Genomic DNA, 25,492 nt, shown 5'->3' with positions numbered 1-25,492 from the left:
TGAGTATTGAGGGGTGAGTTTTGAGCTAAAGATTTCAAAATTCAAAATTAAACACTCAAAACTGCTTTCGACCTTTAGCATAAGTGCATTCTGCTTTTCTTCGCTCAATTACTCCTGATTAGTTTGGGAGGAACTTCCAATGTTATTATTTAACCACAGTCAGTCCAAGAATAGCAAGGTAGAGCAAAAGCACTATGCTCAAAAACATTTGTTACAAACTTCAACTATTAATCTAACTGGGCTAAAGGCAGAATGCAACCATTTGCGGATCGGCCAAAAAATTAGCTATGGCTATGCTTTAGCTATCGGCATAGCGATTTTGGGAACTGGTGCGGGAATGAGATTGGGAGACTACTTTCGCAAGCAAGCTTTAGTTCAGGTGAATGTAGCCCAACAGCAGCAGCAACTGCTGCAAAATTTGCAAAATACTGTATTTGAAGCCCGATCGCACGCGGCGAGATTGCCAGTCGTTTTAGGAAACACGGTGTGGCTGCAATACGAACAAGATCGGTTTTTCAGGCAAATCAATCAGGCGAAAATCCTGATTTCAGAAATTGAATCTTTTGCACGAGAAAATCCCGATAGACTAGCAACAGAAGAGGCAGCATTGCAGGCTCTATTGAAGAAATCTGCTCTTGTCATAGATTACTACGGTCAGCTAATTAAATTGCAGTTAAAAGAAGCGGAAGTTGGGAATTTGCCTCCCAACACCATCGAGTCCGCACAGCTACAAATGTTGAGGACTAGCAGCGGCCAAGAAGCGATCGTACTAGATAACCTTGCTCAGAGTTTAACTGACCTAATTTCTACAGTAGAAATTCACAAACAGCAAGGAACCCAAGCATTAGAAGAATCTGAAAATTTGCGAAACCGACTTATTCTCGGGAGTATGCTAATTTCAGCACTCATCGCCGTCGCGCTGGCGGACAAAACCAGCCGCGCGATCGCCCAACCCCTCGAAACCGTTACTAATTTTGCTCAGCAAGTCACTCGCGAATCGAATTTTAACCTGCAAGTACCAATCACAACCGACGACGAAATCGGAGTTTTAGCGGCCTCTTTCAATCAATTGATTCAGCGAGTTAGCGAATATACACAAGAACTCAAACAAACTCAATCCCAATTAATTCAGACCGAAAAAATGTCCTCTCTCGGTCAAATGGTTGCAGGGATAGCCCACGAAATCAACAATCCCGTCAACTTCATCGGCGGCAACATTGACTATGCCAACCAATACATCGAAGATTTGGCAGGTTTGGTAACTCTCTATCAAGAATATTATCCCAACCCACCAGATGCCATTCTAGAGCGAATCGAAGACATTGAACTCGAATTTCTCAAAGAAGATTTGCCAAAAACCCTCTCTTCGATGAAAATGGGAGCCGATCGCATTCGCGAAATTGTCGTATCCATGCGTAATTTTTCGCGATGCGACGACGAAAAAATGAAATCAGCCGACATTCACGAAGGAATTGATAGCACCCTCGTAATTCTCAATCATCGGCTCAAACAAGGTATTCAAGTTATTAAACAATACGGCAAGTTGCCTGCGGTTGAGTGCTATCTGGCCCAACTCAATCAAGTATTTATGAACGTGATCGGCAATGCAATAGATGCGCTGGAGGAGGTGAAAAAGGAAGACAAAGGCTATTCGCCAACGATTTGGATTAGCACGGAAATTACGGCCGACAATACTGTCACCGTCAAGATTCGGGATAACGGGCCGGGAATGGCAGCAGCCTGTGCCCAACAGATTTTTGACCCATTTTTTACTACAAAGTCGATCGGCAAAGGTACTGGATTAGGATTGGCTATTTCCTATCAAATCCTTGCCAAGCATCAAGGCAAAATTGAGGTAAATTCTCAAATAGGACAGGGCACGGAATTTGTGATTACTTTGCCAGTTGCTGCGTAAAATCACGCGGGGCGATCGGGATGAAGATAAAAAATAGGTTCCCACCGTCGCCCCATTTCCAAAACCAGCCGACTTGCTCAACCAATTGAAGGCCCGACGTAAAAAGTCCGGGGCGAAGTTGGCAGATATAGAGCCGGTTTGAGAAATACTAGAAAACCATTAGCGCGAAAATTGAGCGAAAAACACAACGATTGGTGACAATAAATCTGAAACCGTTGAATCATATTGTTTTCGGTTGCACCGGAATGATACCGAGGACACGGCACTGCCATATCCTCTATATCATGTCGCTCGTCCAACCGGAAACGATATCAACAGTCAAGAGTCAACAATCATTCCGGTGCAACCAGAATTGATATCACAAATGATTGAAATGGATGGGGGCGGAGGGACTTGAACCCACACGACCGTTTCGGGTCAACGGATTTTAAGTCCGTAGCGTCTACCATTCCGCCACGCCCCCTTTTTGTCAAGCTGTTGTGGTTTTGAGCCACTAAGAGCAACAGCCTTTTATTCTACAGCCAAAACCCCAATTTACGCAACCCCTAATCAAAAAAATTCCAAAAGTCGCGCTGGATCTCCGCAAGCGGTACAATAGTTAACCAGCTAACGGAGCGTGTCAACCGACTTACCGTGTTATTATTCCCCTAAAGCAAATCTATGTATATTACCTTACTGCTTTACGCCGTCTTGGCCGGAGCCTACCTCCTGGTAGTACCCGCGGCCACCTACGCTTACCTGAACAGCCGCTGGTACGTCGCTACCTCTTTTGAGCGCGGCTTCATGTACTTCTTGATGTTCTTCTTCTTCCCAGGTATGTTTCTCCTAGCTCCGTTTTTGAATTTTCGGCCCAAACGGCGGCAGATAGAAGCCTAAATGCGACGTATTGACGTAATTGGAATCAGTGTCGGCTTTTTTGTAGCAGGTGGGTTTGTCTACTTGCTACTGCAATTTGCCGGACTTGACAGCATGAATGCAGGGATTTGGAGTCAGTTATTTTTGGTCGCCGGCTTGATTGGCTGGCTGGTGACTTATTTATTTCGAGCACTGACTCAAAATATGACCTACAGCCAGCAATTGCAAGACTACAAAGAAGCTGTCTTGCAGAAGCAGCTCGATGAACTCACTCCTGAAGAATTAGCCAAACTTCAAGCCGAAATTGAGCAGGAAAAAGATAATTAGTCAATAGTCGTTAGTTCTCAGTTATTAGTTATTAGTGAGCTATTAGTGATTAGTTATTAGCAAGAAACGGTGAACTAATGACTGGGGAATAACAACTCATGAATAGTAAGATAGACGGCTAACTAATGACGGATGACTGAGATCACGTTCCCTAAAATAAGCGCAATAGGTTGGTAGTGAGGACTTCAGTCCGAGGGAGTTTTATGAGCCAGGAATTCCTCACTACAAACAAATTTGATTGCGAGCGATCGAGGGTAAATTCTATGTATGATGACTGATAACCAATGACTGATGACTAATAACTAATGACTATTTCTAATTGTTTTGAAACGTTACGCAAGAACCACGAATGTGCATTAATTCCTTTTATTACTGCGGGCGACCCAGACTTGGAGACAACAGCTAAAGCACTGCAAATTTTGGATGATAACGGTGCAGACGCGATCGAGCTTGGCGTTCCCTATTCTGACCCGCTAGCTGACGGGCCGGTGATTCAAGCCGCTGCTACAAGGGCGCTACAGCGGGGAACGCGGTTAGATACGGTGCTGGAAATGGTAGCGAAAGTTAGTCCGAATTTGCGATCGCCCATCATTCTCTTCACATACTACAACCCGATTTTGTACCGAGGTATAGAAACCTTCTTGCAGCAAATCAAAAGTGCTGGAGTTCAGGGATTGGTTGTACCAGACTTGCCCTTAGAAGAAGCCGACAGTCTCATCCAACCTGCCAACAAATTAGGGATTGAACTAACATTATTAGTTGCTCCCACAAGTCCCAAAAGTCGTATAGAAGCGATCGCTCGTCAGTCTCAAGGATTTATTTACTTAGTCAGCGTGACGGGGGTTACGGGAGTGCGCGAAGGCTTAGAAACGAGAGCAAAAGAGTTGCTGCAAGAACTCCGCACCGTCACCGACAAACCCATCGGCGTCGGGTTTGGTATATCGAAACCCGAACACGCTCGCCAAGTGAAAGAATGGGGTGCAGATGCTGCGATTGTTGGCAGTGCTTTTGTGAAACGCTTGGCCGAAGGCACTCCAGAACAGGGTTTAGAGGCGATAGGCGAATTCTGCAAGAGTTTAAAAACAGCGATTCAAAATGCTTAGCAACTGTACAGATACTTTCAGCCATTAGACAGATGTGTGCGATCGCGATGTGTCGCCACAATTGCGATTAAAGACCTTGTTGTACTTGAGATCATACACCACCTTCCTTCTAGTTCCTGACTAGAAGGTTTTTTTTGAGCCGAAAATGCAAAACATTTCAATATACTGCGGGCACGGAGAACCAAACAGCGCTATAGGGAAAGGACATTGCCGTGTCGGGCGCGGGGTGCTGAGATTTTTAATAATTGGTAGAAGATTGAAGATTCTCCATTCGTTCTTCCTTCTTCCTTGTACTATAACTTGAGAAATCTAACTTGAGATAGATGAAAAGCTCCTGTTTCTCTTCGTAAACTAAAAAAGTGTTTAAGTGCCTACTTTTGTAATGCTAACCATCTACAGAACCACCAGGCATTTGAGCCTATCACAATAGAAAGGATCATTTTTATGAAGAGACTAACTGCATTTGTGAAAAAAATTCGAGCTGTACAAATTTTAACAGTGTTTCTGGCTGGCATTTTAGTATTAGTGAGTACGGCCTGCAGCCGCCCTGATGTGACGGCAGGAAAAACTGATGTAATCGCAGGACAAGGTGATGCGAGGATAGGAAAAACTGCCGACCAAATTAGAGAAGAAGTGCCTTCAGGGGCTGTAACTTCCGAATTCAAAGGCGGCATGAACGACTACCCCGATGTCGATCCCAGAAACAAAAAGCTTACAACACAAGAAGCAAAAGCTCAGCTACTCAAAGAGGAAGCGCAGCACCGCATTGACACCAAATCTAGCAGCAATGTAGGCGAAAACGTGCGCCGGGTAGCGGACGACGCCCCTGACAAACTCGGTCAAATTGGGAACAAGGTGAAGGAAGATGCTAGCACCGCCCAGAGCAAAGCTGATAACTTTGGCGACAAAACCAAACAAGGGTTTGCTAATCTTAAAGAAAACACTCGCGAAGGCTTGAAGGGAGCAAAAGATATTGTTAAAGAAGCCACTGCGGGAGCTAAAGAAAGAGCAGCAGAGGGTACTGAGTCGCTGAGATATGGTACCAGCGGCGGCCAAGAAAATATCAATGATGCAGCGCGAGATGCCAGATAGAACGCTGAAGATGCCTCGGAGAATATTTGCTAGAAAGTGAATCGAGATATTGACATAACTCAACGAGTGGCAGAAACAGCGGCAGACGCGATCGACTAATTTCAAATAACGCTGTTTCCTTCTCGGGAAGCTAGATTCCGACAGGGGTGTTAACCTCTGTCGGAATCTACGTAAATTCATGTGAAGACTACTGCCTATTACTATTTGATTTGGTTTTAACCCTTGGGAGGGCTATTAGGCCGGAAGTAGAGTGGAGGGGGAGTTTCACCACAATGCAACGATTCTGTCCTTTTCTAGGGGGGACTAGAGTGCCACTGCTTTCACGACGGATTCTTTATAATTTCTATAGATTGTATTTGGACTTTTTAAGGTACTAACTTTTTGAGCCGCTTCGCGGAAATTTGGGCGATCGAGCTATATTAAATCCAATTAATTACCCATTGTATTTTTCAAGACAGGAAACTGCGGTGTTTATACGGTATTTCGCGTTCATTGAATTGCATTTGAGATTAACAGGAGAAACTTATACGTAAGTAAAAAGCTTTAATCGCGAGCGCCAAAGTATAAAATGTTGTTCATTAACAGACAATTAGAATTTTCGATCGGGCGATCAAAAATTATGCGGTTTATGCCCTAAGATAGATACACTAAGTTTTGTCAAGCTAATGTCGGAGTTGAGGTCAGGCGATATGGACGCAACAGTAGATGTAGTAGATTTGACTGCGGTAAGGCAGGGATATCGCCCGATCGCGCAATTGTACACAGATTCTCGATCGGCTATCGATCGGTTCGTGTCCGAGAAAGACCAACCACCCGCCGCTAAAATTCTCAAACCTACGTCGTTGTGGCTGAGGATTTCCGGGACGCGGTGCTGCCAAAATCCCAAAAAGTTGCATTAGCGACCGTTAATTGGATGGGTAGAAATAGTCCTCAACCCCACAGACATTCTCGACAAACTCGAACGCAGGTCGGTTATTTACAAATACATTAAACCTTCCAATCTTTCAATTAATCTTAACTGTTATCTGCCACATGGAGGTGTATAAATTTTAGGAAAAAGAGGCCACGGATTCGGGATATATTCGCGCCGCAATCCGCCGCCAATCGACAGGGGAAATGGAGGCAAACCTTATCTTGGGAATTGTGTTTTGATGCTAGTAACGATGATGCACGACTTTTATGATGCGCTGGCAGATTTGGCAATCTATGCAGATGCCGCACCGGCGGAGCGCCAACAAATCCTTAAGCGCGTTGGGGCTAGTCAGAAAAAATTAAAAGAATTCGCGCACCATACGCCGATCAATTACCAACACAAGTTCGATCTGGTTGAGGCAGAATTGCTGGGCGTTTTGGGACAGACAGCCGAAGCAATGGAACTGTACGATCGAGCTATTACAGGAGCTAAAGCGAACGAATATGTCAATGAAGAAGCTCTTGCCTGCGAACTCGCTGCTAAGTTTTACCTGTCATTGGGAAGAGAAAAAATTGCCCGACTCTACATGATAGATGCCTATGATTGCTATGTCCGCTGGGGAGATAGAGCAAAAATTGATGACTTAGAAAAACGTTATCCTCAATTATTAAAACCGATTTTAGAACCCGCAAAACTTCCTGCAAATCCATTAGCAAATTTTCCAACACCTGCGGAGCCAAATCAATTGCTTCATCCATCCATTCATCCATCCATTCATCCGTCTGTTTCGGCGAGCGTCTCAGATTTCGGGAATTTTTCGACACTGCTAAAAGCTTGTCAAGCGCTCTCTAGTGAAAGAACTCTCGATCGACTGATTGCCAAACTGATGCAACTGGCGATGAAAAATACAGGAGCTGACAAAGGAGCGCTGATTTTGCCAAACGGCAATCAATGGGAAATCGCGGCTACCAGCGCGCTCGACAATTCGGGACTCGAATGGGCGATCGACTTATCATCCGCAACACTCGATCAAAACAGAGATATCTTGCCCCTTAAAATTGTTGACTGCGTTAAAAATTTATTGAAACCTGTGATTGTTCGGGATCTCGCTCAACAACGTGATTGGGATTCCGACTCCTACATCCTCAAATACCAACCGCAGAGCCTGTTATGTTGGCCGATTCTCGATCGAGGCAACTTAGTCGGCATTTTGTATCTGGAAAATCGCTTAACCGCAAGAGTTTTTACCCGCGATCGCCTGCAACTTCTCAATCTCCTGTGTTCCCAGGCAGCCATCTGTTTGCAAAATGCTTTGCTGTATAAAAAATATCAGGATTACAACCAACAATTAGAGCGATCGCTAGTAAAAATTAGCCGAACCGAAGCTCAGCTTGCCGATCAGAAGAAAATGCTCCAAGCGATTCTTGATGTCGCTCCGATTTGGATTTGGATGGTGAATCCCAGTGGTAAAGTACAGTTTGTGAACAAGACATTTTCTCAAGATGTGGGCGTGCCTCTGAGCGATTTCCTAGCTGTCGATCATTATAAAGATCTACTGGGGGAGAATGCAGCGGGCTGTCTGGTTTCAGATGCCGCCTGCCTTGCTCAAGATTTGCCGCATTACTCCAGCGAAATTCTCCGACTTGTTGACGGCAAACTACACGATTTAGAAATCACGAAAGTGCAGTTAAAAAATTCCCAGGGCGAGACAATCGGGATTATTGGTTTGGGTGTTGATGCCACTGAGCGCAAGCAAGCCGCCGAACTTTTGCAAGAGCAAAATCAACAGCTAGAACGAACTTTAAAAAATTTACAACAAGCACAACTGCAAATCGTGCAAAATGAGAAAATGTCGGCATTGGGTAATTTAGTCGCCGGAGTCGCCCACGAGATTAACAATCCGATTGGGTTTATTTCTGGCAATTTAAGCGAAGGTAAAAGAAGTTTGGAAGATGTTATCGAACACTTAGAATTGTATCGCTCCGCTGCATCGCAATCGGAAATAGCAGACCACGCCGAAGAGATAGACCTCGATTATCTTGTGGAAGATTTACCGAAGATGATTGATTCAATGCAACTCGGATGCGAACGCATTTGCAGTATCAGCAACAGTTTGCGTACCTTCTCCCGAGGCGACAAAGACTACAAAGTTCCTTTTAATATTCACGACGGCATTGATAGCGCTATTTTAATTTTGAAACACCGCCTCAAAGCCAACGAACACCGCCCGCAGATCGAAGTGATAACTAAATACGGCAATCTCCCTAAAATCGAATGTTTCCCCGGTCAATTGAATCAAGTTTTTATGAACCTGCTTGCCAATGCGATCGATGCCTTAGAAGAGTCAAATATAGGCCGCAGTTTTAGTGAAATTACCGCCAATCCCAACCGCATCACGATTGGCACGGATATAGTCGGCGAGGGGTACATTAAAATTCAAATTGCTGATAACGGCACTGGGATAAAAGAGGAATTTAAACAGCAGATATTCGACCATTTGTTCACGACGAAAGGTGTGGGCAAAGGAACTGGATTGGGGTTGGCAATTGTCCACCAAATTGCGGTAGAAAAACATGGCGGAAGCATCGAGGTGAATGGCGAGCCTGGAGTTGGCACTGAGTTTGCGATCGTTTTGCCTGTGAAGGGATAAATTTGAATTTGAATTCAATATTTTTTGGGCGATCGCGTAATAAGATATACTGACTTTAATTCGGGTCTTTTTTTGAAAGCCTTGGCATAACGATTTTAAAGTAGGATCATTTTTTTGATCGAGCCGTCTGGTTTACAAGCTGTTGCTACTGAACTTAATGAACCTGGAATCTGCGGTATTTTCGACACCCTATAAGTGAGCGCGTCACCCATTTTTAGTTGGGAGATGTTTATTATACAAAAAAAATTAATCACCAAGGCTTCGCCCTACAAAAATTTATCTTAAATTTAACCAATCTTGAATTTCTTGCGCTAACCAAGCCGCCTCAACCTCTTTCAAATTTGTTGCTAAAGTATAAAAGTAAGTTCCCCTCTCGTTACCTGAACGAATCCTGATTTCATTTCCCTGATAAGTATTGTATAGAAAAGCACCCAAAATCTCAGAAACTTCCCCCCTTTGTCCTAAATAACTCCAACCAAATATCTGATGTTCCAGTTTAAAGTAGTTCCGGTTAAAGGTAATTTTAGTACCATTGCCCAAAATCTTAACTAAGATACTTGCTATAAGCGGAAAAAATCCTAATCCCATAGTCAGATTTACTGGCAAATATGCTAAGACTATTGGCCAAGATAGCAGTATAGTTAATATTCCTATAAAAGCACCTGAAAAAGGCTTTCTGACTAAACGAGACGGAATTTTAATCTTTAACTCCGTTGCTGATTTGCTAACTTGAATGCGACTGTGAGGTGGTTTAGCAATTTTCCAAACAGTCGGAATTGGAAGATTAGCCCCTTGTATTTTTCCCGATTTCAAAGCTGCTAAAGCCTCTCTAGCCTTGCTGAAACGCTTTTCTAAGGCGATTTCCGTCATCTTCTCAATCCAGCTTACCAAAGTGGGATTCACACTCACGCGATCGCTAAACTGAATCCGAGAATCTTTCTGGGGCAAATCCGCAGGAGTCGCCCCCGTTAACAAATGAATTAAAGTAGCTCCCAAAGCATACAAATCCGAAGCCGCCACCGCCCGCCCCCAAAACTGTTCTAACGGTGCATAGCCACTCGTCCCTACCACTGTAAACGTTACACCTGTCACCGCCGCTTGAGCTTGTACCGCACCAAAATCTACTAGATAAACGTGCTGATCTTCCCCCCAAATTAAATTACTCGGCTTAATATCTCGGTGCAAAACTGGGGGGCTTAATTCATGCAAATAAATTAAAATTTCCAGCACTTCAGTGGCAATTTTGCGTACTTGTTTTTCTGAAAAATTATTACCTTTTTCTAACAATTCCTGAAGTGAAAATCCCGGAATATAATCTTGCACTAACCCAAACCAAGGCAATCCTGCTCCGGCTTCCCGCTCTAGGGAAAAATAATCTCGATAGCAAGGAATGCGGGGATGATTTAGCGCCTGCAAAACTTGTGCTTCTCTTTCAAAAAGCTTGAGTTCTTCCCAGTGCATTTCCGGGCTAAAAGCTAACATTTTCAGCGTCACCTGTTCTTGAGACTCTAAATCCACTGCTAGCCAAGTTTGATGACCGGCGGCTGTGCGTCCTAAACGCTGTTGCAATTGATAACGTTCTTGTAAAATTTTTCCTGTATCTAACACAGCATTGCCCTCCTGTTTTGAATTCTACAAAATGGCCTTAACTATTAAATTAATGACGGCTCTCCTACCCCGCTCATTTTTACTCATAATTGTTAAATCACACGGTCGAAGATTAACTTTTTTGGCGGCAGCCTTAAATTGCTACTAGAAGTAATTAAAGGTGCATTTCTCCATTCGGCATGATTGTACCGCGCAATTGAGCACCCGCTAAATTAGCAGTGCTCAAATCTGCCCTAATCAAAGTTGTGCGGTGCAGAATTGCCTCCCGCAAATCTGTTCTAGCCAGGTAAGCATCAGTCATATCAGCTTCACTCAAATTTGCCTGATTAAAATTAGCTCGACTCAAATCAGCCCGCACCAAATTAGCTCGACTCAAGTCAGCCATAATTAAATTAGCATTGCTCAACTTAACATCAGTCATAAATGCACCGCGCAAGTTAGCGCCAGCCAATTCAGCATCAAGCAACACAGCTCTTTCCAACTTAGCATTTGCCATTACAGCCCAGGAAAAATTTGTTTCTACCAAAGTTGCTTCAGTCAAAAATACGCCATCTAAAATAGCTTCGCTCAAATTCGCCTGAGTCAGATTTGCTTCTCCCAGAAATGCTTCAGTCAAATTAGCGTGACTGAGATTAGCTTTAGTCAAATCTGCACCTTGCAAATTGACGCCCCGCAAATCTGCACCTTGCAAATTTGCACCCCGCAAATTTGCACCCTCAAAAATCCGCAGTTCCTTCCGCAAATTTGCACCCCGCAAGCACGCACCGCGCAAATCTGCACCTTGTAAATTCACACCTCGCATATCTGCATCGCTCAAATTTGCATCAATAAAAACTGCCAAAGAGATGTTGGCTTTGCGAAAGTCTGCACCTTGCAAAGTCGCTCCGTGGAAGTCTGCATCGGACAAATTTGCTCCGCTCAAGTTGGCTTGATTTAAGTTAGCACCGCACAGCTTTGCATTAGTTAAATTTGCGCGCTGAAGGTTAATTCGGCTCAGGTACGACATGGCTAAGTTTGCACCCCAGAGGTCAGCACTGCTTAAATTGACGCCAATTAAATCAGCACCGCTCAGGTATACGCCTCGGAGATTCATACCTTGAAAATCTAGTTCTCCTGATGTATATCGCCTTAAAATTTCGCTGGCATTCATATTTGTTTTTGTTGTTAATTAGGTACAATCTGCTATTTCTAGACTGCTTAAATTTCTGTTCGCGCAGGCGGACTTAGTTTTTGTAGCCCCAGACTTGAGTCTGAGAAATTTGATGAAATTTCTTGAATTTCAGTTGACGCAGGCCGACTTAGTTTGTGTAGCCTCAGACTTGAGTCGGGGCATTTAATGAGTTTGATTGACAAATTCTTGAGTCCAAAAGACTGTTTTGCTACCTAACTGTCGCCCGTGAATTTTCACATGAGTAAGATATTTGGATTTTAAAGTACACAGTTTTTTGTGAATGTATGTAGCTGTCGCCTGTTGGTTTGGTACTTCAGCCGACTCCAGAATAACATGGAGCCAACCGTCTTTAAATCCCGCTGTAGCAGCAATTCCCTTAGGTTGTAGCAATTGATTAATCAATTGGGCGATCGCCTTTGGTTTGCCTTGCTTTGCCATTTCCAGAAGCTGATACTGATTTGCTTTATGGCTAGAGTTTTCCTGCGGTATGTCTAAAATATTGTCATCCAGGTCTTCGGTGATTTCAGAAGGATATTTACCGCTTTCTTTTGACTCCAGTTCGATCAAAATTTCCAGCAATTTATCGGTAAACTTCTGAACTTTTCCTACATACTCTCTGAGATTTTTATATTTCCAGTACAAACGCTCCTCTGCACTTCCCGTAGAAAATTTTCCGTTCAAAGCAGCTTCTAACTTGGTGAATATATTTTCTATTTGCGCCGTTGCGGAGTTAGCACTTTGACTGACTAATTCTGTCATTTCTTCTTCCAATTCCAACTTGCGTTTGATGGAATCGCTAATATTTATAATAACAGGAGCTGCCGGTTCTAAAGTTTCGATAATAGTCGCCATTTCTGCAACTGGGAATGTTTCTACCATTTCATGTCTGAAATCGGTAGCATAATTATTGCTGGTTTCGGCTTCTTTAAACTGTACCGTTTCTGCAGTGTCCGGGACTAAGTAACTCTTTTGGGGGTCATAATGATAGTGAGCAGGAGCAGCTTGAAGGATGTGAGTAATCTCGCCTGGATCAAAATAATCGGTGCGCCTGTCCACCAGCTTGCTCTCTTCATAAACACTGTTGTTTAAATGCGTCTGATCGTAATCTTCGCTAGCGGAAGATTCGGCTTCATCCGGTTCTTCCTGTTGCATTTTTGTGTAACAAGGATTCATCGCTTTGATGATTACGCTCGCAGCTTGGTCGTTTTCATCTCTGTTGTCAAGATTGCTAGCAGTTGTGTACAAGCGAGATTCGAGTTCGGCTAGGCTGCCACATACATTAAACAGTTGTCGCAGTAGATTGTCAAGTTCTTGAGTTTTCAGCAGTAGCCAATCGCGATCGCTAAAAGTAAACTCGTGATAAAGAGTAGAAAAAATTAGGATTTTCGCCCTCAGCGGATTTGTTTGCTGCAAAATTTTTTGTCTTACATCAAATAATTTGCCTGGGTTTCTTGCACCTTCTTCGCTGCTGGGTATTTCCGAACTAAAGTGCTCTTCAAATGCGGGAGCTTCCTGACCGCCAAAACTAGATATGTTTATTTCTAATTTGGTGAAATCTTCAAATTCATACAGCCTGCTAAGTTGACAGACTATGAGGTCTGCTACTAAAGCATACTCGGTTTTTTTATTAACCTTAGAGACTATACTATTTAAAACGGCTTCAATATCTTCTAACCTGCTGTACTTGGCGCACAGTTCTTCAATTAAAAGCCTTACATCTGCGCTGGCGAGTTGGGCGGGGTCGTTTTCCCAGGACTCTTTACAAGCAAAAAATATTATTTTTTTAATGCGCGAGAGATTCACGTCTTGTTCTAATTCGCGAACAACTTCATCTAAAATAGATAAAGCTTTCATAGTTTTCCTCCCATAAAAATACCCTGTCAACACTCAGCAAGAAATAATACAATTATACCACATTTGATAAATGCAAGACTTTGATGCGATCGTAATTGGCAGCGGTATTGGCGGCTTAGTCGCCAGCTCGATGCTAGCTCGTTACGGCAAGCGGGTGCTCGTCTGCGAGAGCCACACAATAGCGGGCGGGGCAGCTCACAGCTTTTCGCGCCGGGGATTTCACTTTGATTCGGGGCCTTCTTTTTATTGCGGTTTGACTGACCCCCGGTCGTTCAATCCTTTACGGCAAGTTTTTGATGTTTTGGAGGAATCGATCGCAGCAATTTCCTACGATCCGCTGGGGCATTACCATTTTCCAGAGGGAAGTTTAGCGATTTATGCTGATGCGAGAAGTTACTTAGATGCTGTAGCTAAGTTCGCACCGCAAGGTGCTGTAGAATTGCAGCAATTTCAACAAAATTTATTAGTTTTGTATGAAGCTTTGCGTGGAATTCCGGCTTTAGCACTGAGATCCGACTGGCAGTTGATACCTGTTTTGCTGTCTCGGTACTCGCCTGCTTTGCTGAAGCTGTTGCCGCTAGTAGGTGCGATCGCGGGTTCAGCCGGTTCCTTGATGGATAGGGACGTGCGCGATCCTTGGGTGCGGCGTTTGATCGATTTGGAGTGCTTTTTGCTGTCGGGTTTGAAAGCGCACGGAACTGTCGCCCCGGAAATAGCTTTTATGATTGGCGAAAGATCGCGCTGTGCGATCGAATATCCTGTCGGCGGCAGCGGTGCGATCGTCGATGCTTTAGTCAGAGGTTTGCAGCGCTGGGGAGGAAAATTGCGCCTGGGAGCTCCCGTCGAACAAATTTTAGTTGAATCCGGCAAAACCACCGGCGTTCGCTTGAAAAATGGCGAAGTTATCCGCACCCCAATTGTCATTTCAAATGCCACAATCTGGGATACTTATACAAAATTACTGCGACCAGAAGATTTGCCGGAAAGCTACCGCAAAAGCGCTTTGTCGATGCCAGCAGTAGAGAGTTTCATGCACCTGCATTTAGGAATTAAAGCCGAAGGACTCGAAGGTTTGACCGGCCACCACGTCGTCGTTCACGACAGCAAGATTGACATTACAGTACCCGGAAATACTTGCATGATTTCGATTCCTACAGTGTGGGATGCAACTCTGGCGCCGCCCGGACATCACGCCGTTCACGCTTATACATTGGAACCTTACGAAGGTTGGGAATATGGCGAATTGTATCCGCAGAAAAAGCAAGAGCGATCGCAATCTCTGTTTCAAGCTTTAGAAAAAATTATACCCGATTTGCGATCGCGGATAGTATTAGAGTCGATCGGCACACCGCTAACCCACGCCCGATTTTTGCGCCGATATCAAGGAACTTACGGGCCTGCAATTGCCGCCGGAAAAGGCACATTTCCCGGGCCGCAAACACCAGTCAAAGGCTTGTATCGCGTGGGAGACAGCACCATGCCAGGAATTGGCGTCCCCGCCGTCGCAGCATCGGGTATTTTGTGCGCGAATACTTTGGTAAATTCGGATGTTACAGCACAATTTTTGTAAGCGAAGGAAGAAGGAAGTTCGGCAACGGATTCTGTAACGGATGTCAGGAAGAAGGAAGAAGGAAAATTAACTGGTTCCCTGCCTCTGACTGGGAACCGAGCTCCAGAGGCTCTGCCTCGCTTGCAAAAAAACAGGAGGCAGAGCAATAGTGAAATGCGTTCCCAGCCAGAGCCAGGGAACGAGGAGAAAACTACTTTTTACAAAATCTGCCTGCTGCCAAAACTGATTATCCACCAGCGGCAAAAGCGCCCATAATTGCGATCGACAAAGCCAAACCTGGCAACAGCAGCAATCCTAACATCAAAGCATCGTGTCCGCTCATTACTTTCTCCTGATATTGACCTTTGACATTATACTCTATAAACTGCCATCTTGCCTCGGCCTTAATAATTAAAACCGGCATATAGATTCAGGATTGACAGGGCAAATTTTATTAACAATGGGATTCCCGCGCAAGTCCAGGCTAGTTAACTTTTGCAAAGATTGCAGGGAACTGATATCAGATATTTGATTGTTGTACAAGTCTAGTAAAAATAAATTATTTAAAGCTTGTAGCGCGCTGGTATCCGAAATTGGATTGTTGAACAGATACAGTTCAGTCAAGTTAGTTAACGATTTCAGCGGACTGATGTCTGATATTTGATTGTTACCGAGGTTGAGTTCAATTAAATTAGTGAGCGATGTCAAAGGACTAATATCTGATATTTTATTTTGGAATAAAACCAATTTATTTAAGTTAGTTAGAGAACCCAGCGGATTAAGGTCAGATATTTCATTTCCGAAGAGAAACAGCGTATTGAGATTTTTTAAGGAAGCCAGCGGCGTGATATCCGATATTTTATTATTATAAAGGTAGAGTGTCTGGAGTTCCGTTAAATTTGCCAGAGGAGCGAGATCATAAATTTGATTGTTGTAGAGAATCAGCGCATTTAAGTTAGTTAAATTTTTCACCGGAGTGATGTCGGAAATTTTGTTGTCAAACAACACAAGTGCGGTAAGATTACTTAGACCTGCCAGGGGACTGATGTCTGAGATTTGATTGGTATCGAGAACGAGTTGACTCAGATTTATTAGAGATGAAAGCGGGCTGATATCTGATATTTGATTGACATCCATAATCAAACTCTTCAGATTGGTTAAAGATTGCAGGGGAGCGAGGTCAGATATTTGATTGCTGCCGAGGATAAGATTAGTAATTTGAGTGAAAGATGAGAGGGGGCTGATATCGGTAATTTGAAGATTTTTGAGGTTAAGTTCTGTTGTATTAGAAAGCAGTTCGTTGCCTCGCTCGCACTCGGGAGTCTCTGATATTTGCAACAGTATTTCTACCGTATGTTTAGCATCAAGCGAGAGATTTTCTTTTTGCTTGCACCAATCGGGAAAGTTATTATAAGTTGTCATGGGCTGTGCTGCCTTAATCGATTTTAGATGGGAGATTTGAAATTTTAGATAAGTATAGCAATTCTATTTCATTTGTGAATAAGATTTTTTTCAGGTTTTGAGAAATTTCCGCAAAAATTGTGTAAAGTAATCTTAACATCCTTAATTGAATTGCATTCGCAGGAGCCAAGAGCAAACTATGACACCAGAACTAATTTTTAATGCCGGTAATCTGTTCGTTGTGCCTTTCTGGGCAATTATGATTTTATTACCAAACTGGGGAATTACCCGAAAAGTGATGAATTCCTTCATTCCGTTTGCGATGCTCGCCGCTTTGTACATATATTTGTTTGGTAGCAGTCTAACTGCGGAAAATGCGGCTGCTTTGTCGAATCCTAAGTTAGCAGATATTGCTAAGTTTCTGGGGGAGGAAACGGCCGCGGCTACGGGATGGATACATTTTTTAGTGATGGACTTGTTTGTCGGGCGCTGGATTTATTTGGAAGGACAGCGGACAGGAGTTTGGACGGTTCATTCTTTGGCTTTGTGTTTTTTTGCTGGGCCGATGGGATTGCTTTCTCATATTGTAACTGCTTGGATTACTCAAAGGTTTTTCCCGAGTTCTGAGGCGGCGGAAACTGTTACTTCATCGGTTTAAGCAGAGGGTTTTTAATACCTTGGATGTTATAGCAATCCTTGCAGGAGTCGTAAATTTTTGACCCCACCCCAACCCTCCCCTTATCAAGGGGAGGGAGTAAGAAATTCACAAATGATTTAGGATGGCTATATATCGCATCCGGTTGCATCGGAATGATTAAACCGCGAAGGCGCAAAGGACACGAAGGAAGAGAAAGAAGAAGGTGCAGTTTTTCCTTCGCGCTCTTTGCGTCTTCGCGGTTCATTTAATCTTATGACCTAACAGAACTCGCTCTAATACAAGTCCGAATCAAACCGAGTTGATATCAATCATCCACTCTTGGACGCAGAACCTAATTATGTAGCGTGCACCTGAAGCACTTTACCGCTAGAAGTTGGGTAGGGGCTGGTTTATAAGTACCTAGTATGTGAATTGCAGATAGGGTGAACTCGCCCCTACAGAATTTTAAGAATTGGCTAGGGGCAGCACTAAACGAGCCACAATTAAATTGTTTTCTAACATTTCTAGAGAAAAGTTTCCCCCCATTAAGCGTACCGCTCGCTGATAAACTAAGAGATTTTGCACGATCGACCTATTGGAACTAGAAACGGCTAATATGTCCGGCCCGGAACCGCCGTTGAAGGCAGCAATTAAGTGTCGATCGCACGCGCCGCTATCGCTCACAGACAATTCTAGCCAATCTTCTCCCAACAACTGAGAGCGAATCTCAATCTTGGCGCCAACAGGAGAGCGCCTGCAAGCCGTCGCCAGCAATTCGCACAGGATCAAATCCAGCTTGATACTGTCCCCGCGAACGCTCAAAGTTTGACCCGCAGGCATCGACACAGCAGCTTCTCTGTGCACATCCAGCAAGACTTGCGACTGTTTGACCAGGGAGGCCGTTCGATCGAGCGATCGCCTCAGCCAAGCGCTCACAGGCACCGCATCTTGTCCGAATTGCAGCCTCCACTGTTCCTGTTTCAGCAGCAAATGAGTTGACCCCAAAGCATTGCCAATTTGCCGCAAAACCTGTTGGTAGCGCAAAATTTTCAGAGCATCCTTTTGCTCCTTCGCCGACTGCAAAATCGACTGACTCAACTCCCCCAACTCCTTCACCCCCGCTCCCACAGTGCGGTAAAACTCCTCAAAACGGCGCTGTTTGTACCAGTTGAGCAGCTCCAGATCCAATCGCTGCGACTCGCTTGCCGATTGCACCGCCAAATACCTGCGCCACCAAGCCAACTGAGAAGCCATCGAGCTGAGTAAACTCACCGACAACTCCGACCACTGGCGGCCCGGAGCGTCCGCAGCCACCACAATGCCCGCCGGAGCGTGTTCTGGGGCAGTCCGCAGCGCCACCGTCAGAATCTCGCCAATTCCCGGACTGCGGAGCCACCGCTTCGTCGCCAGCGGCAGTTGGTTCGTGCTCTGTTGCAGCACGCCCGCTTCTGCCAGGGTTTGTTGGATCAAGGCATCTGTTTTGACAGGAATCACCGCCTCGGGATTGAGGGCAAATACGGGATTGGCAGCTACCGTCGCCACGATAGAACCTTCCTCCTGACCCGGATTCCAAGTAATTAGGGCGACTAAAGGACAGGAAAGTGTCTGGGAAACGTGTTGAGCAAAGTTACGATCGAGCTTTTGTAGCGGCAACTCTGGGAACATCGTCGGTGAAGCAGCAGATATCTCTTGCTCAGATTGCTCATCAGGAGAATGTTGCAAAACCGCCAAACCCGATTTGAGCAATCGCTCAAATTGCTGGTATTTGTCGATTGCCGCACTCTGCTGCCAGGAGTGCAGGATCAATCCTAGCTGTTGGCCCACTAGCCGAACTAATTCTTGCTCAGATCGCCTCCAAGTGCGAGTTGCATTGTGTCCGACAACCAGCAAACCCTCGATCGATTTTCGATTGGCGATTTTCGATTTTAGATTGGGGTTTTCTCCCTCTTTCTTTTTCCCCCTCGTGGTCGATGCCAAAAGCGATCGCACCCCCGCCTCCCCCAAAACTTCCCGCCAAGCGCTCAACCGCCCGTCTTCCTCCCAATTTTCAATAGCCACAGGTTCGCTTTCTTGCAACAGCCCCACGTCAGCCACATCGAGGGCGTTGAGCGGCGACGGCACTGACCTGCGGTTGCGGGGCAGATTTTGGCAGACAATTTCAAAGCGATTTTGTTCTTCGCCGTACAGCAGCAGCAAAAAGTATTCGCATTTGAGCCGCTCGCACAACTGTTCGGCGGTATTTTTCAAAGTCGCCTCCCAGTCAGCATCGCTGTAGATGGCGCGAGCTATTCCCGCAGTTAAATCTCGATCGATCTCAATTTGCTGAATCCTCTCCTCCATCTCCGACACAGGAGCCGTCAGAGCCACTAACTGCGCCACTCCCCGCAGGTAATGTTTTTCATTGTCTTGCCAAATCCGGGGCTCGCCGGCTTCGACTGCCAAAAATCCCAACAATTCCCCTTCTGAAACAATCGGCGCAGCCAACAGAGAGCGAGCGCGGATTTGCTGCATCAACCGCCCCGTCAGTTCAGTTTTCAGAGAACTTTGAGATTCACCGATCCAAACCATTTCTTCCCTGCCCAAAGCCTGATAAAATTCGCCCAAGTCTTGAACGGTGATGCCCGAAGCCGCTCGGCTCGGCCCGCCCAAACCCGGAGCAACTTCGCGGTTGCTGACTCGGCGCCAAAAATAGCGCCGCTCTCGCTCGAACCAATAAACATTGGTGCGCGTCGGCTCGATAAATTCATGAGTTTGTTCGACAACCGCTTGCAAGTATTGGTCGAGCGATCGCAGTTCCCCCAACTGCGAAATCAGCGCTAAAAGAGACTCATCTGGGTGTTTAACTTGTTGTCGCTGCCAGTCTTTTTCTATTTGGTAAAGAGCAGTTGCCAGCGCTCCAAATACGATCGCCAACTGCGTTTTTTCCCCGGACTTTGGCGACGCTCCCCACACGTCTGTGCCGAGCAAAATCACGCCGTAGCAGCGGTCTTTGTAGCGGAGCGGAAACAGAGTCGTGCCTTGAATATTGAAAGTTTGAGCTGCTTTGCGCCATTCTCCGGCTCTACCTTCCGATCGCAAATCCGGGACTCCCACCGGCCGGAGCTGAATCACAACTTGTTCCAGCAAATCCCCTGGGCTGAGGGCAAACCGCTGTTTGAGAAAAGACTGGTCGCCGTTAGGAGTCATGCCGCCTTTCCCCAACAATCTGTGGGCCTGTCGATCGTACAACCCGATCCAAATCAACCCCCAGTCAAATTCCGTTTGCAAGTAACCGAGTGTGGTCGAAAGTAGCACTTCCACATTCTCCTCTTCTCGGAGAGTCTCGAGAACGCGCTCTAGGGTCGCGATTTGTTCGTCTAAATCCTTCGGTCTTTGCTGCTGCCCCATTTCCAAGCTTCCCCGCACCTTTGTCTAAATTAAAATTACCAACTTAAAATTTAAAAAAATTAAAAAGCAAAAGAACCAACTTATAATATAATCGTCTCACTTATCCTTCTATCTAAAACATTGGATAAAGTCGATCGAAGTTGAAGTAACAACCTCGTCTTCGCTGTCTGCTCGTGAATATTTTTATTTCCCTTCTCATTTCTCATTTGTAAATTGCCCCAGTACAAGTCATTGGATATTTATCAATCAGGTGTGCGTCCGCTGTTGTTTTCGGTATTGAAAACCGATGCCGAGTGGCTGCACAACCGCACTCTCCAAGTTCTCGAATTCGCAGCCAGAACCCAATCAAACCCGGCAACCAGCCAAATGCTCTCCCGATTGCAGAAATCTTTGGGAGTGCAAGATTCTCGCCTCGAACAATCTTTGTGGGGACTGAGCTTTAAAAATCCTGTCGGCTTGGCTGCGGGATTTGATAAAAACGGCGTAGCTGCTGACATTTGGGCAAATTTTGGCTTTGGCTTTGCCGAACTTGGCACTGTCACTTGTCAACCACAGCCGGGAAACCCCCAACCTCGCTTGTTCCGCTTGACGGAGGACAGTGCAGCCCTCAACCGCATGGGATTTAACAATCAAGGAGCCGCGGCAATGGCAGCCCGGTTTCAGGCAGCACAGAAACAGTCAAAATTCGATGCCCAGCGCCCCATGCCTCAATCTCGGTTCCCCTTGGGCATCAATCTCGGTAAATCTAAGGTAACACCGTTAGAGCAGGCAGCAGCCGACTATTTGGAGAGTTTTAAGCTGCTGAAAGATTGGGGCGACTATTTTGTAGTCAACGTTTCATCTCCGAATACGCCGGGGTTGCGATCGCTCCAAGATGCTGCTGGGCTCAGCACAATTTTGGAAATTTTGCAACAAGAAAATCGGGGAATCAAGCCAATTTTAGTCAAGATTGCGCCGGATTTGGAGCCAGAGGCGATCGTATCAATCCTCGACTTAGCAAAAACCTACCAACTAGCAGGAATTATCGCCACAAATACCACCATCCGCCGCGATGGATTGAAAACACAAATATTGCGAGAAACAGGCAAACCAATCGCCGAAGAAGCCGGGGGAATTAGCGGGCTTCCTGTGCGGGAGCGATCGACAGAAGTAATCCGATTTATCTGGCAATATACAAAAGGCGAATTGCCCATAATTGGAGTTGGCGGCATTTTCACCGCCGAAGATGCTTGGGAAAAAATAGCCGCCGGTGCAAGTTTAATTCAAGTCTACACTGGTTGGGTTTACGAAGGGCCTTGGATGGTGCGTCGAATTCTCCAAGGTTTGCTGCAAAAGTTAGAAGAAAAAGGATTTAATTCAATTTCCCAGGCAGTTGGTTCGGGCAATCAATAGACATACGAGTGAAAAGCAAGTCTTGGGCAGGCAGGGTGCCTGCCCCACAATAATTGTTGAATAAGTATAATAAATTATTGCAGCAGGATTTACGCACCGACTCTAACGAGTTATTAACTCTCTTATGTCACTTGAGGCAGAAGAAAAATATAAATCAGGGTGAGACAGAAATATAAAACTTGAGGAAGTCAGCCTATAAACGATAGATTGAAGTTTAGCAAACCCTAAAGATAATTGAGGAATAGGAAAGACTGTAAGCCCCGGCTGAATTAAGTTCAATATGGTAAAAGGTTGAAGTATGATACGAAGATTGTTCCAAATATTCTTCCAGCCCTTACCCCTCCACCTCCTTCAACCCGTCCTCTAGCAGCATCCGCACAATATCGACTTTCTTGCGCCCCGTCCTGGCTGCCAGCATCGACACTTTACGATGTAGAGATTCGGACATATCCACCGTAAACCTTACCGTTGCTTCTTTGTCGGGTGCTTGGAGTCGGTGAGTCAGACTGCTCTCTTGGGATGGAGCGGGGACTGGTTCTGCTGCTGATGCTTCCGGCTGCGGTGGTGTTAGCGCTGGCAGTGCAACTTCCAGTATTGGTGGTGTTTCCGTTATAAGTGATGCTGTGGGTGTTGTTGCTAGTGATACAACTTCTGTTGGTGCTTGCACACCTGTTTTTATGTGTGTTAGCTTATTACTTAGAAGAGCATATGTGTCAACGATTACCGTCCGTCGTCGTTGTTTGAGGATGAGGAGTGGTTGAATGCTTCTGAGTCAGGGTCGGTGGTTGTCCCGGTTAAGTCATCCACTCCAGCAAAACGGAAAGCTTCAACAAAATGTACTTGTGAGAGTTTTCCAGTTCCAAGTTTTTGGACGTTAATAACAAATTCATCGACAATCGCTAAAAACCGAGTCTCGCCTAAATTGCGTCTGGTTTCAGTTAGTTTCGACAAGCTGACAATGCCAGCTCCTTTGCAACAGAGAGCTTTGGATTTACTGAAGGTTTCCCTAATATTGTAGTCATCTATTGAGGGAGGGCGTTAGCCCGATTGCCCGACTGATGGAGGTTTTGCTTGGATGCGATCGACCACAGGGGGGAAGCTCCGATTAAAAAGTTGAGACTATCTCAACTTTTTAATAGCTTTGCCAAAAGTTTCGCGCTTTGCATCACACCAGGAAGCACGCGCGCTCTCGCTTTCTATTTAGCTACCCTTGAACAACGCAACTATACTTACATCTTGCACCAGTCGAATAATCTCACATTCCATCTGCCCGGCTTGACAACAAAGGTTATAACTCAAAGTTAATTTCTAGCTTCTCTGACTGGGGTGAAACTTCCTAATTGGTGCATTGTCTTACTTAGAGGCACCCAGTATATTTATGAATTTTCCATTCAAAGCACGTTTGAAGAGCCAGAAGAATTCACCAAAAATGGTGATGCCGTTAATTAACCAACATTGGTTGGTGCGGATCGTCCTGCGCTCCATTTCCTACTTCCGCAAAGACTTATGGCTGATCGTCACACTCTTGTTGTTGATCGGAGCATCGGTATTTTTCAACCTTCTCAACGCCTGGCCAATGGCGATTCTAGTCGATACGGTTTTGTCACCAACTCCGAAATCCAACTGGATTCATACGCTGTTTCTTGCTCCGTTCGGTGAAAGCACGCTGAACCGAATTTTCGGAATGGCATTCGTCGCGATGATTATTAGAATCCTGAGCGAGACCGTTTTCATGCTCCGTAGGATGTTGAACTACCGCATCCAGTACAACGGAACCTTGCGGGTTCGCACCGAACTCTACGACAAAATGCAGGCGCTGAGTCTCGGCTGGCACGGCTCCCGATCGCAGGGTGACGCAATCTATCGGTTGAGCTACGACAGCCTCGGCCCCTGGGGGGTAATCGATACGCTTATCGGCTCCACTGCCGCATCGGTGACGCTGACGGCGATGATCTGGATCATGCTGTCGCGCCATGTCCTTCTCACCGTGTTTGCGCTTTCGTTCACTCCGCTTCTAATACTGGCGAATTGGTACTTCGAGGGAAGGATTAGGAGTCGAGCCCTTGAGTCGAAGCAGACCGATGCGGTGATGACCTCAACCATGCAGCAAGCTATAGAGTCGATCGGGCTAATCCAGTCCTTCGGTCGAGAAGCAACCGAGTCGCGGCGCTTCGGGCAGGCGGTGGAACGCAGCGTCAAGGCCTCCATGCGACTCAATTGGCAAGAAAACCTCTATCCGCTAGCGGTTCAGGTAGTCTTCGCCCTGGGAAGCGGGGTAATCTTAGGCTACGGCGGATACCTAGTTTATCGCGACCAGTTCTTGCGTCCGGTGCAGGGCGGCGTAACCATCGGCGATCTGCTCGTATTTATGGCGTACCTGGGGCAGTTCTGGGACCCGATAGGTTGGGTGTTGGGGTTCACTACTAAGATCCAGACGTTTGTAGCTTCATGCGATCGCGTTTTTACGGTCATTGACGAGCCGCCTGCTATAAAAGATGAGCCTGATGCGCGATCGCTTCCCGTCCATCCCCGCACACTAGCACTTGCCGACGTAAGCTTCGAGTACAACTCTGGGCAACCCGTCTTGCGGAACATCAGTGCTAGTATCGAGCCGGGTCAGATGGTGGCGTTTTTGGGCCCTAGCGGAACGGGAAAGAGCACGTTGCTCAATCTTTTGCCGCGCTTCTACGACCCGACATCGGGCAGCGTCCTCCTCGACGGCTTCGACCTCCGCACCCTTAAGATTGCCGATGTTCGCAAGCACATGGCGCTCGTCTCGCAAGGCAGCCCACTATTCCCCGGAACGATCGCAGAGAATATCGCCTACGGTCGCCCGGATGCTCTGCTCTCCGATATTCGGGAAGCGGCGGTCGAATCTGGGGCAGCCGAGTTCATCGAAACCTTGCCGGAGCAGTATGATACTTTAATCGCGGAGGGCGGTCAGAACCTCTCGGGCGGACAGCGACAGCGCCTAGCTATTGCGCGAGCGCTCGTCACTCAGGCTCCTATACTCATCCTGGACGAACCCACAAATGCGCTGGACTTGAAGCACGAGCAGTGGGTACTAGAGACTCTGCAACGTCTACGTCGCAACAGAACCATCATCTTGGTCACGCACCGACTCGAAACTGCCGTAGACTGCGATCTGATTTTTGTGATGCAGTCGGGCGAGATTTTTGAGTCTGGCACTCACGCCGAACTCCTTACCAAACAGGGACTCTACTACCGAATGTTGGGCTACGGTACCGTAAAATCCACAGGACTTACGCACAAACCCTGCATAGAGTAGGGGCACGACATGGCGAACTTATTCTGATTCTTTTGCTTCAATCAGCGGGCGTTGACTGCCTGAGTGGGAATAGCACTGGCATTAACTGACCCAGCGGCACAGAAGGCTGCTCATGAACCAATATTAAGGACAGCAAGGCAAATAGCCGCAGGACGGACTATTTCGGAAAAAGTGCAAACGTACTGGAGATTTGGGAAAAGGATGCGATCGCGATCGGCTACGATCTTGGGCGTAAAGAATATAGATGGCTTTTTGGAGGAGCTCAGTCCGATCTCTGGCAATCTTTACCTCCTGTCTATAGACAATGTGCTGTTTGTTATACTGATTTTTGGGAATCTTATTCAGAAGT

Annotated in this window: 19 protein-coding genes, 1 tRNA gene and 2 pseudogenes; 12 read left to right on the top strand and 10 right to left on the bottom strand. The window is 45.9% G+C overall.

Annotated elements, in window-relative coordinates; translation table 11 throughout:
- Positions 1-139: 139 nt before the first annotated feature.
- Positions 140-1,915 carry an ATP-binding protein gene (locus tag QUB33_RS18990; RefSeq protein WP_333352563.1) on the top strand — a complete coding sequence of 592 codons (1,776 nt, stop codon included), beginning with the start codon at positions 140-142 and terminating at the stop codon, positions 1,913-1,915.
- 378 nt (positions 1,916-2,293) lie between these two features.
- Here the strand turns inward: QUB33_RS18990 and QUB33_RS18985 are convergent.
- A tRNA-Leu gene (locus tag QUB33_RS18985) sits at positions 2,294-2,378 on the bottom strand.
- A 197-nt stretch (positions 2,379-2,575) separates the two neighbouring features.
- Between QUB33_RS18985 and ndhL the strand changes: the two genes are divergently transcribed.
- From ndhL to QUB33_RS18955, 6 genes are all read left to right on the top strand, one after another.
- On the top strand, positions 2,576-2,791 hold the full coding sequence (gene ndhL, locus QUB33_RS18980) for an NAD(P)H-quinone oxidoreductase subunit L (protein WP_193972727.1): 216 nt from the start codon (positions 2,576-2,578) through the stop codon (positions 2,789-2,791).
- Positions 2,792-3,097 (top strand): DUF3007 family protein, encoded by a 306-nt coding sequence (locus tag QUB33_RS18975; RefSeq protein ID WP_333083757.1) that lies wholly within the window; start codon positions 2,792-2,794, stop codon positions 3,095-3,097.
- A 305-nt stretch (positions 3,098-3,402) separates the two neighbouring features.
- The gene (gene trpA, locus QUB33_RS18970; RefSeq protein ID WP_333352560.1) at positions 3,403-4,200 is read left to right on the top strand and encodes a tryptophan synthase subunit alpha; all 798 of its coding nucleotides are present in this window, start codon (positions 3,403-3,405) and stop codon (positions 4,198-4,200) included.
- Between the two features lie 444 nt (positions 4,201-4,644).
- Positions 4,645-5,292, top strand: coding sequence for a DUF6658 family protein (locus QUB33_RS18965; RefSeq protein ID WP_333352557.1), 648 nt, complete (start codon positions 4,645-4,647; stop codon positions 5,290-5,292).
- 689 nt (positions 5,293-5,981) lie between these two features.
- On the top strand, positions 5,982-6,191 hold the full coding sequence (locus tag QUB33_RS18960; protein ID WP_333352554.1) for a hypothetical protein: 210 nt from the start codon (positions 5,982-5,984) through the stop codon (positions 6,189-6,191).
- Between the two features lie 252 nt (positions 6,192-6,443).
- Positions 6,444-8,855, top strand: coding sequence for an ATP-binding protein (locus QUB33_RS18955; RefSeq protein ID WP_333352622.1), 2,412 nt, complete (start codon positions 6,444-6,446; stop codon positions 8,853-8,855).
- Positions 8,856-9,131: 276 nt separating this feature from the next.
- On the opposite strand, the gene QUB33_RS18950 is transcribed toward QUB33_RS18955, so the two are convergent.
- The 3 genes from QUB33_RS18950 to QUB33_RS18940 all read right to left on the bottom strand — a co-directional run bounded on the left by QUB33_RS18950 (position 9,132) and on the right by QUB33_RS18940 (position 13,488).
- Positions 9,132-10,463 (bottom strand): serine/threonine-protein kinase, encoded by a 1,332-nt coding sequence (locus QUB33_RS18950; protein ID WP_333352550.1) that lies wholly within the window; start codon positions 10,461-10,463, stop codon positions 9,132-9,134.
- Between the two features lie 154 nt (positions 10,464-10,617).
- A complete protein-coding gene (locus tag QUB33_RS18945) occupies positions 10,618-11,613 on the bottom strand; it encodes a pentapeptide repeat-containing protein (protein ID WP_333352546.1) in 996 nt (331 codons plus the stop codon).
- Between the two features lie 183 nt (positions 11,614-11,796).
- Positions 11,797-13,488 (bottom strand): hypothetical protein, encoded by a 1,692-nt coding sequence (locus tag QUB33_RS18940; protein ID WP_333352543.1) that lies wholly within the window; start codon positions 13,486-13,488, stop codon positions 11,797-11,799.
- 70 nt (positions 13,489-13,558) lie between these two features.
- Between QUB33_RS18940 and QUB33_RS18935 the strand changes: the two genes are divergently transcribed.
- Positions 13,559-15,058, top strand: coding sequence for an NAD(P)/FAD-dependent oxidoreductase (locus QUB33_RS18935; protein WP_333352540.1), 1,500 nt, complete (start codon positions 13,559-13,561; stop codon positions 15,056-15,058).
- Positions 15,059-15,284: 226 nt separating this feature from the next.
- Here the strand turns inward: QUB33_RS18935 and QUB33_RS18930 are convergent, their stop codons facing one another.
- The gene (locus tag QUB33_RS18930; RefSeq protein WP_190732173.1) at positions 15,285-15,461 is read right to left on the bottom strand and encodes a hypothetical protein; all 177 of its coding nucleotides are present in this window, start codon (positions 15,459-15,461) and stop codon (positions 15,285-15,287) included.
- Entirely contained in the window at positions 15,449-16,459 is a 1,011-nt protein-coding gene (locus QUB33_RS18925) for a leucine-rich repeat domain-containing protein (protein WP_333352534.1), read from the bottom strand. Before QUB33_RS18925 ends, QUB33_RS18930 begins: the two co-directional genes overlap by 13 nt.
- A gap of 178 nt (positions 16,460-16,637) precedes the next feature.
- Between QUB33_RS18925 and QUB33_RS18920 the strand changes: the two genes are divergently transcribed.
- Positions 16,638-17,096, top strand: a complete 459-nt coding sequence (locus QUB33_RS18920) for an ABA4-like family protein (RefSeq protein WP_333352531.1) — start codon at positions 16,638-16,640, stop codon at positions 17,094-17,096.
- A gap of 444 nt (positions 17,097-17,540) precedes the next feature.
- Here QUB33_RS18920 and QUB33_RS18915 read toward each other — a convergent pair whose 3' ends face one another.
- Positions 17,541-20,462, bottom strand: a complete 2,922-nt coding sequence (locus tag QUB33_RS18915; RefSeq protein WP_333352528.1) for a GAF domain-containing protein — start codon at positions 20,460-20,462, stop codon at positions 17,541-17,543.
- 231 nt (positions 20,463-20,693) lie between these two features.
- On the opposite strand from QUB33_RS18915, the gene QUB33_RS18910 reads away from it, so the two are divergent.
- The gene (locus QUB33_RS18910; RefSeq protein ID WP_333352526.1) at positions 20,694-21,854 is read left to right on the top strand and encodes a quinone-dependent dihydroorotate dehydrogenase; all 1,161 of its coding nucleotides are present in this window, start codon (positions 20,694-20,696) and stop codon (positions 21,852-21,854) included.
- A 102-nt stretch (positions 21,855-21,956) separates the two neighbouring features.
- Here the strand turns inward: QUB33_RS18910 and QUB33_RS18905 are convergent.
- The 3 genes and pseudogenes from QUB33_RS18905 to QUB33_RS18895 all read right to left on the bottom strand — a co-directional run.
- Positions 21,957-22,205, bottom strand: a pseudogene (locus tag QUB33_RS18905) (hypothetical protein); the annotation flags it as partial.
- Positions 22,189-22,521, bottom strand: coding sequence for a hypothetical protein (locus tag QUB33_RS18900; RefSeq protein WP_333352523.1), 333 nt, complete (start codon positions 22,519-22,521; stop codon positions 22,189-22,191). The pseudogene QUB33_RS18905 and the gene QUB33_RS18900, both read right to left, overlap by 17 nt.
- A gap of 53 nt (positions 22,522-22,574) precedes the next feature.
- On the bottom strand, positions 22,575-22,805 hold the full coding sequence (locus QUB33_RS18895) for a hypothetical protein (protein ID WP_333352520.1): 231 nt from the start codon (positions 22,803-22,805) through the stop codon (positions 22,575-22,577).
- Positions 22,806-23,232: 427 nt separating this feature from the next.
- On the opposite strand from QUB33_RS18895, the gene QUB33_RS18890 reads away from it, so the two are divergent.
- Both QUB33_RS18890 and QUB33_RS29695 read left to right on the top strand, forming a co-directional pair.
- Positions 23,233-25,143 (top strand): ABC transporter ATP-binding protein, encoded by a 1,911-nt coding sequence (locus QUB33_RS18890; protein WP_333352517.1) that lies wholly within the window; start codon positions 23,233-23,235, stop codon positions 25,141-25,143.
- 212 nt (positions 25,144-25,355) lie between these two features.
- Positions 25,356-25,492 (top strand): annotated as a pseudogene (locus QUB33_RS29695) (IS1 family transposase); the annotation flags it as partial.

The organism is Microcoleus sp. B3-A4, from assembly GCF_036705385.1.
Lineage (GTDB): Bacteria > Cyanobacteriota > Cyanobacteriia > Cyanobacteriales > Microcoleaceae > Microcoleus.
This window is presented reverse-complemented; position numbering and strand designations above follow the sequence as displayed.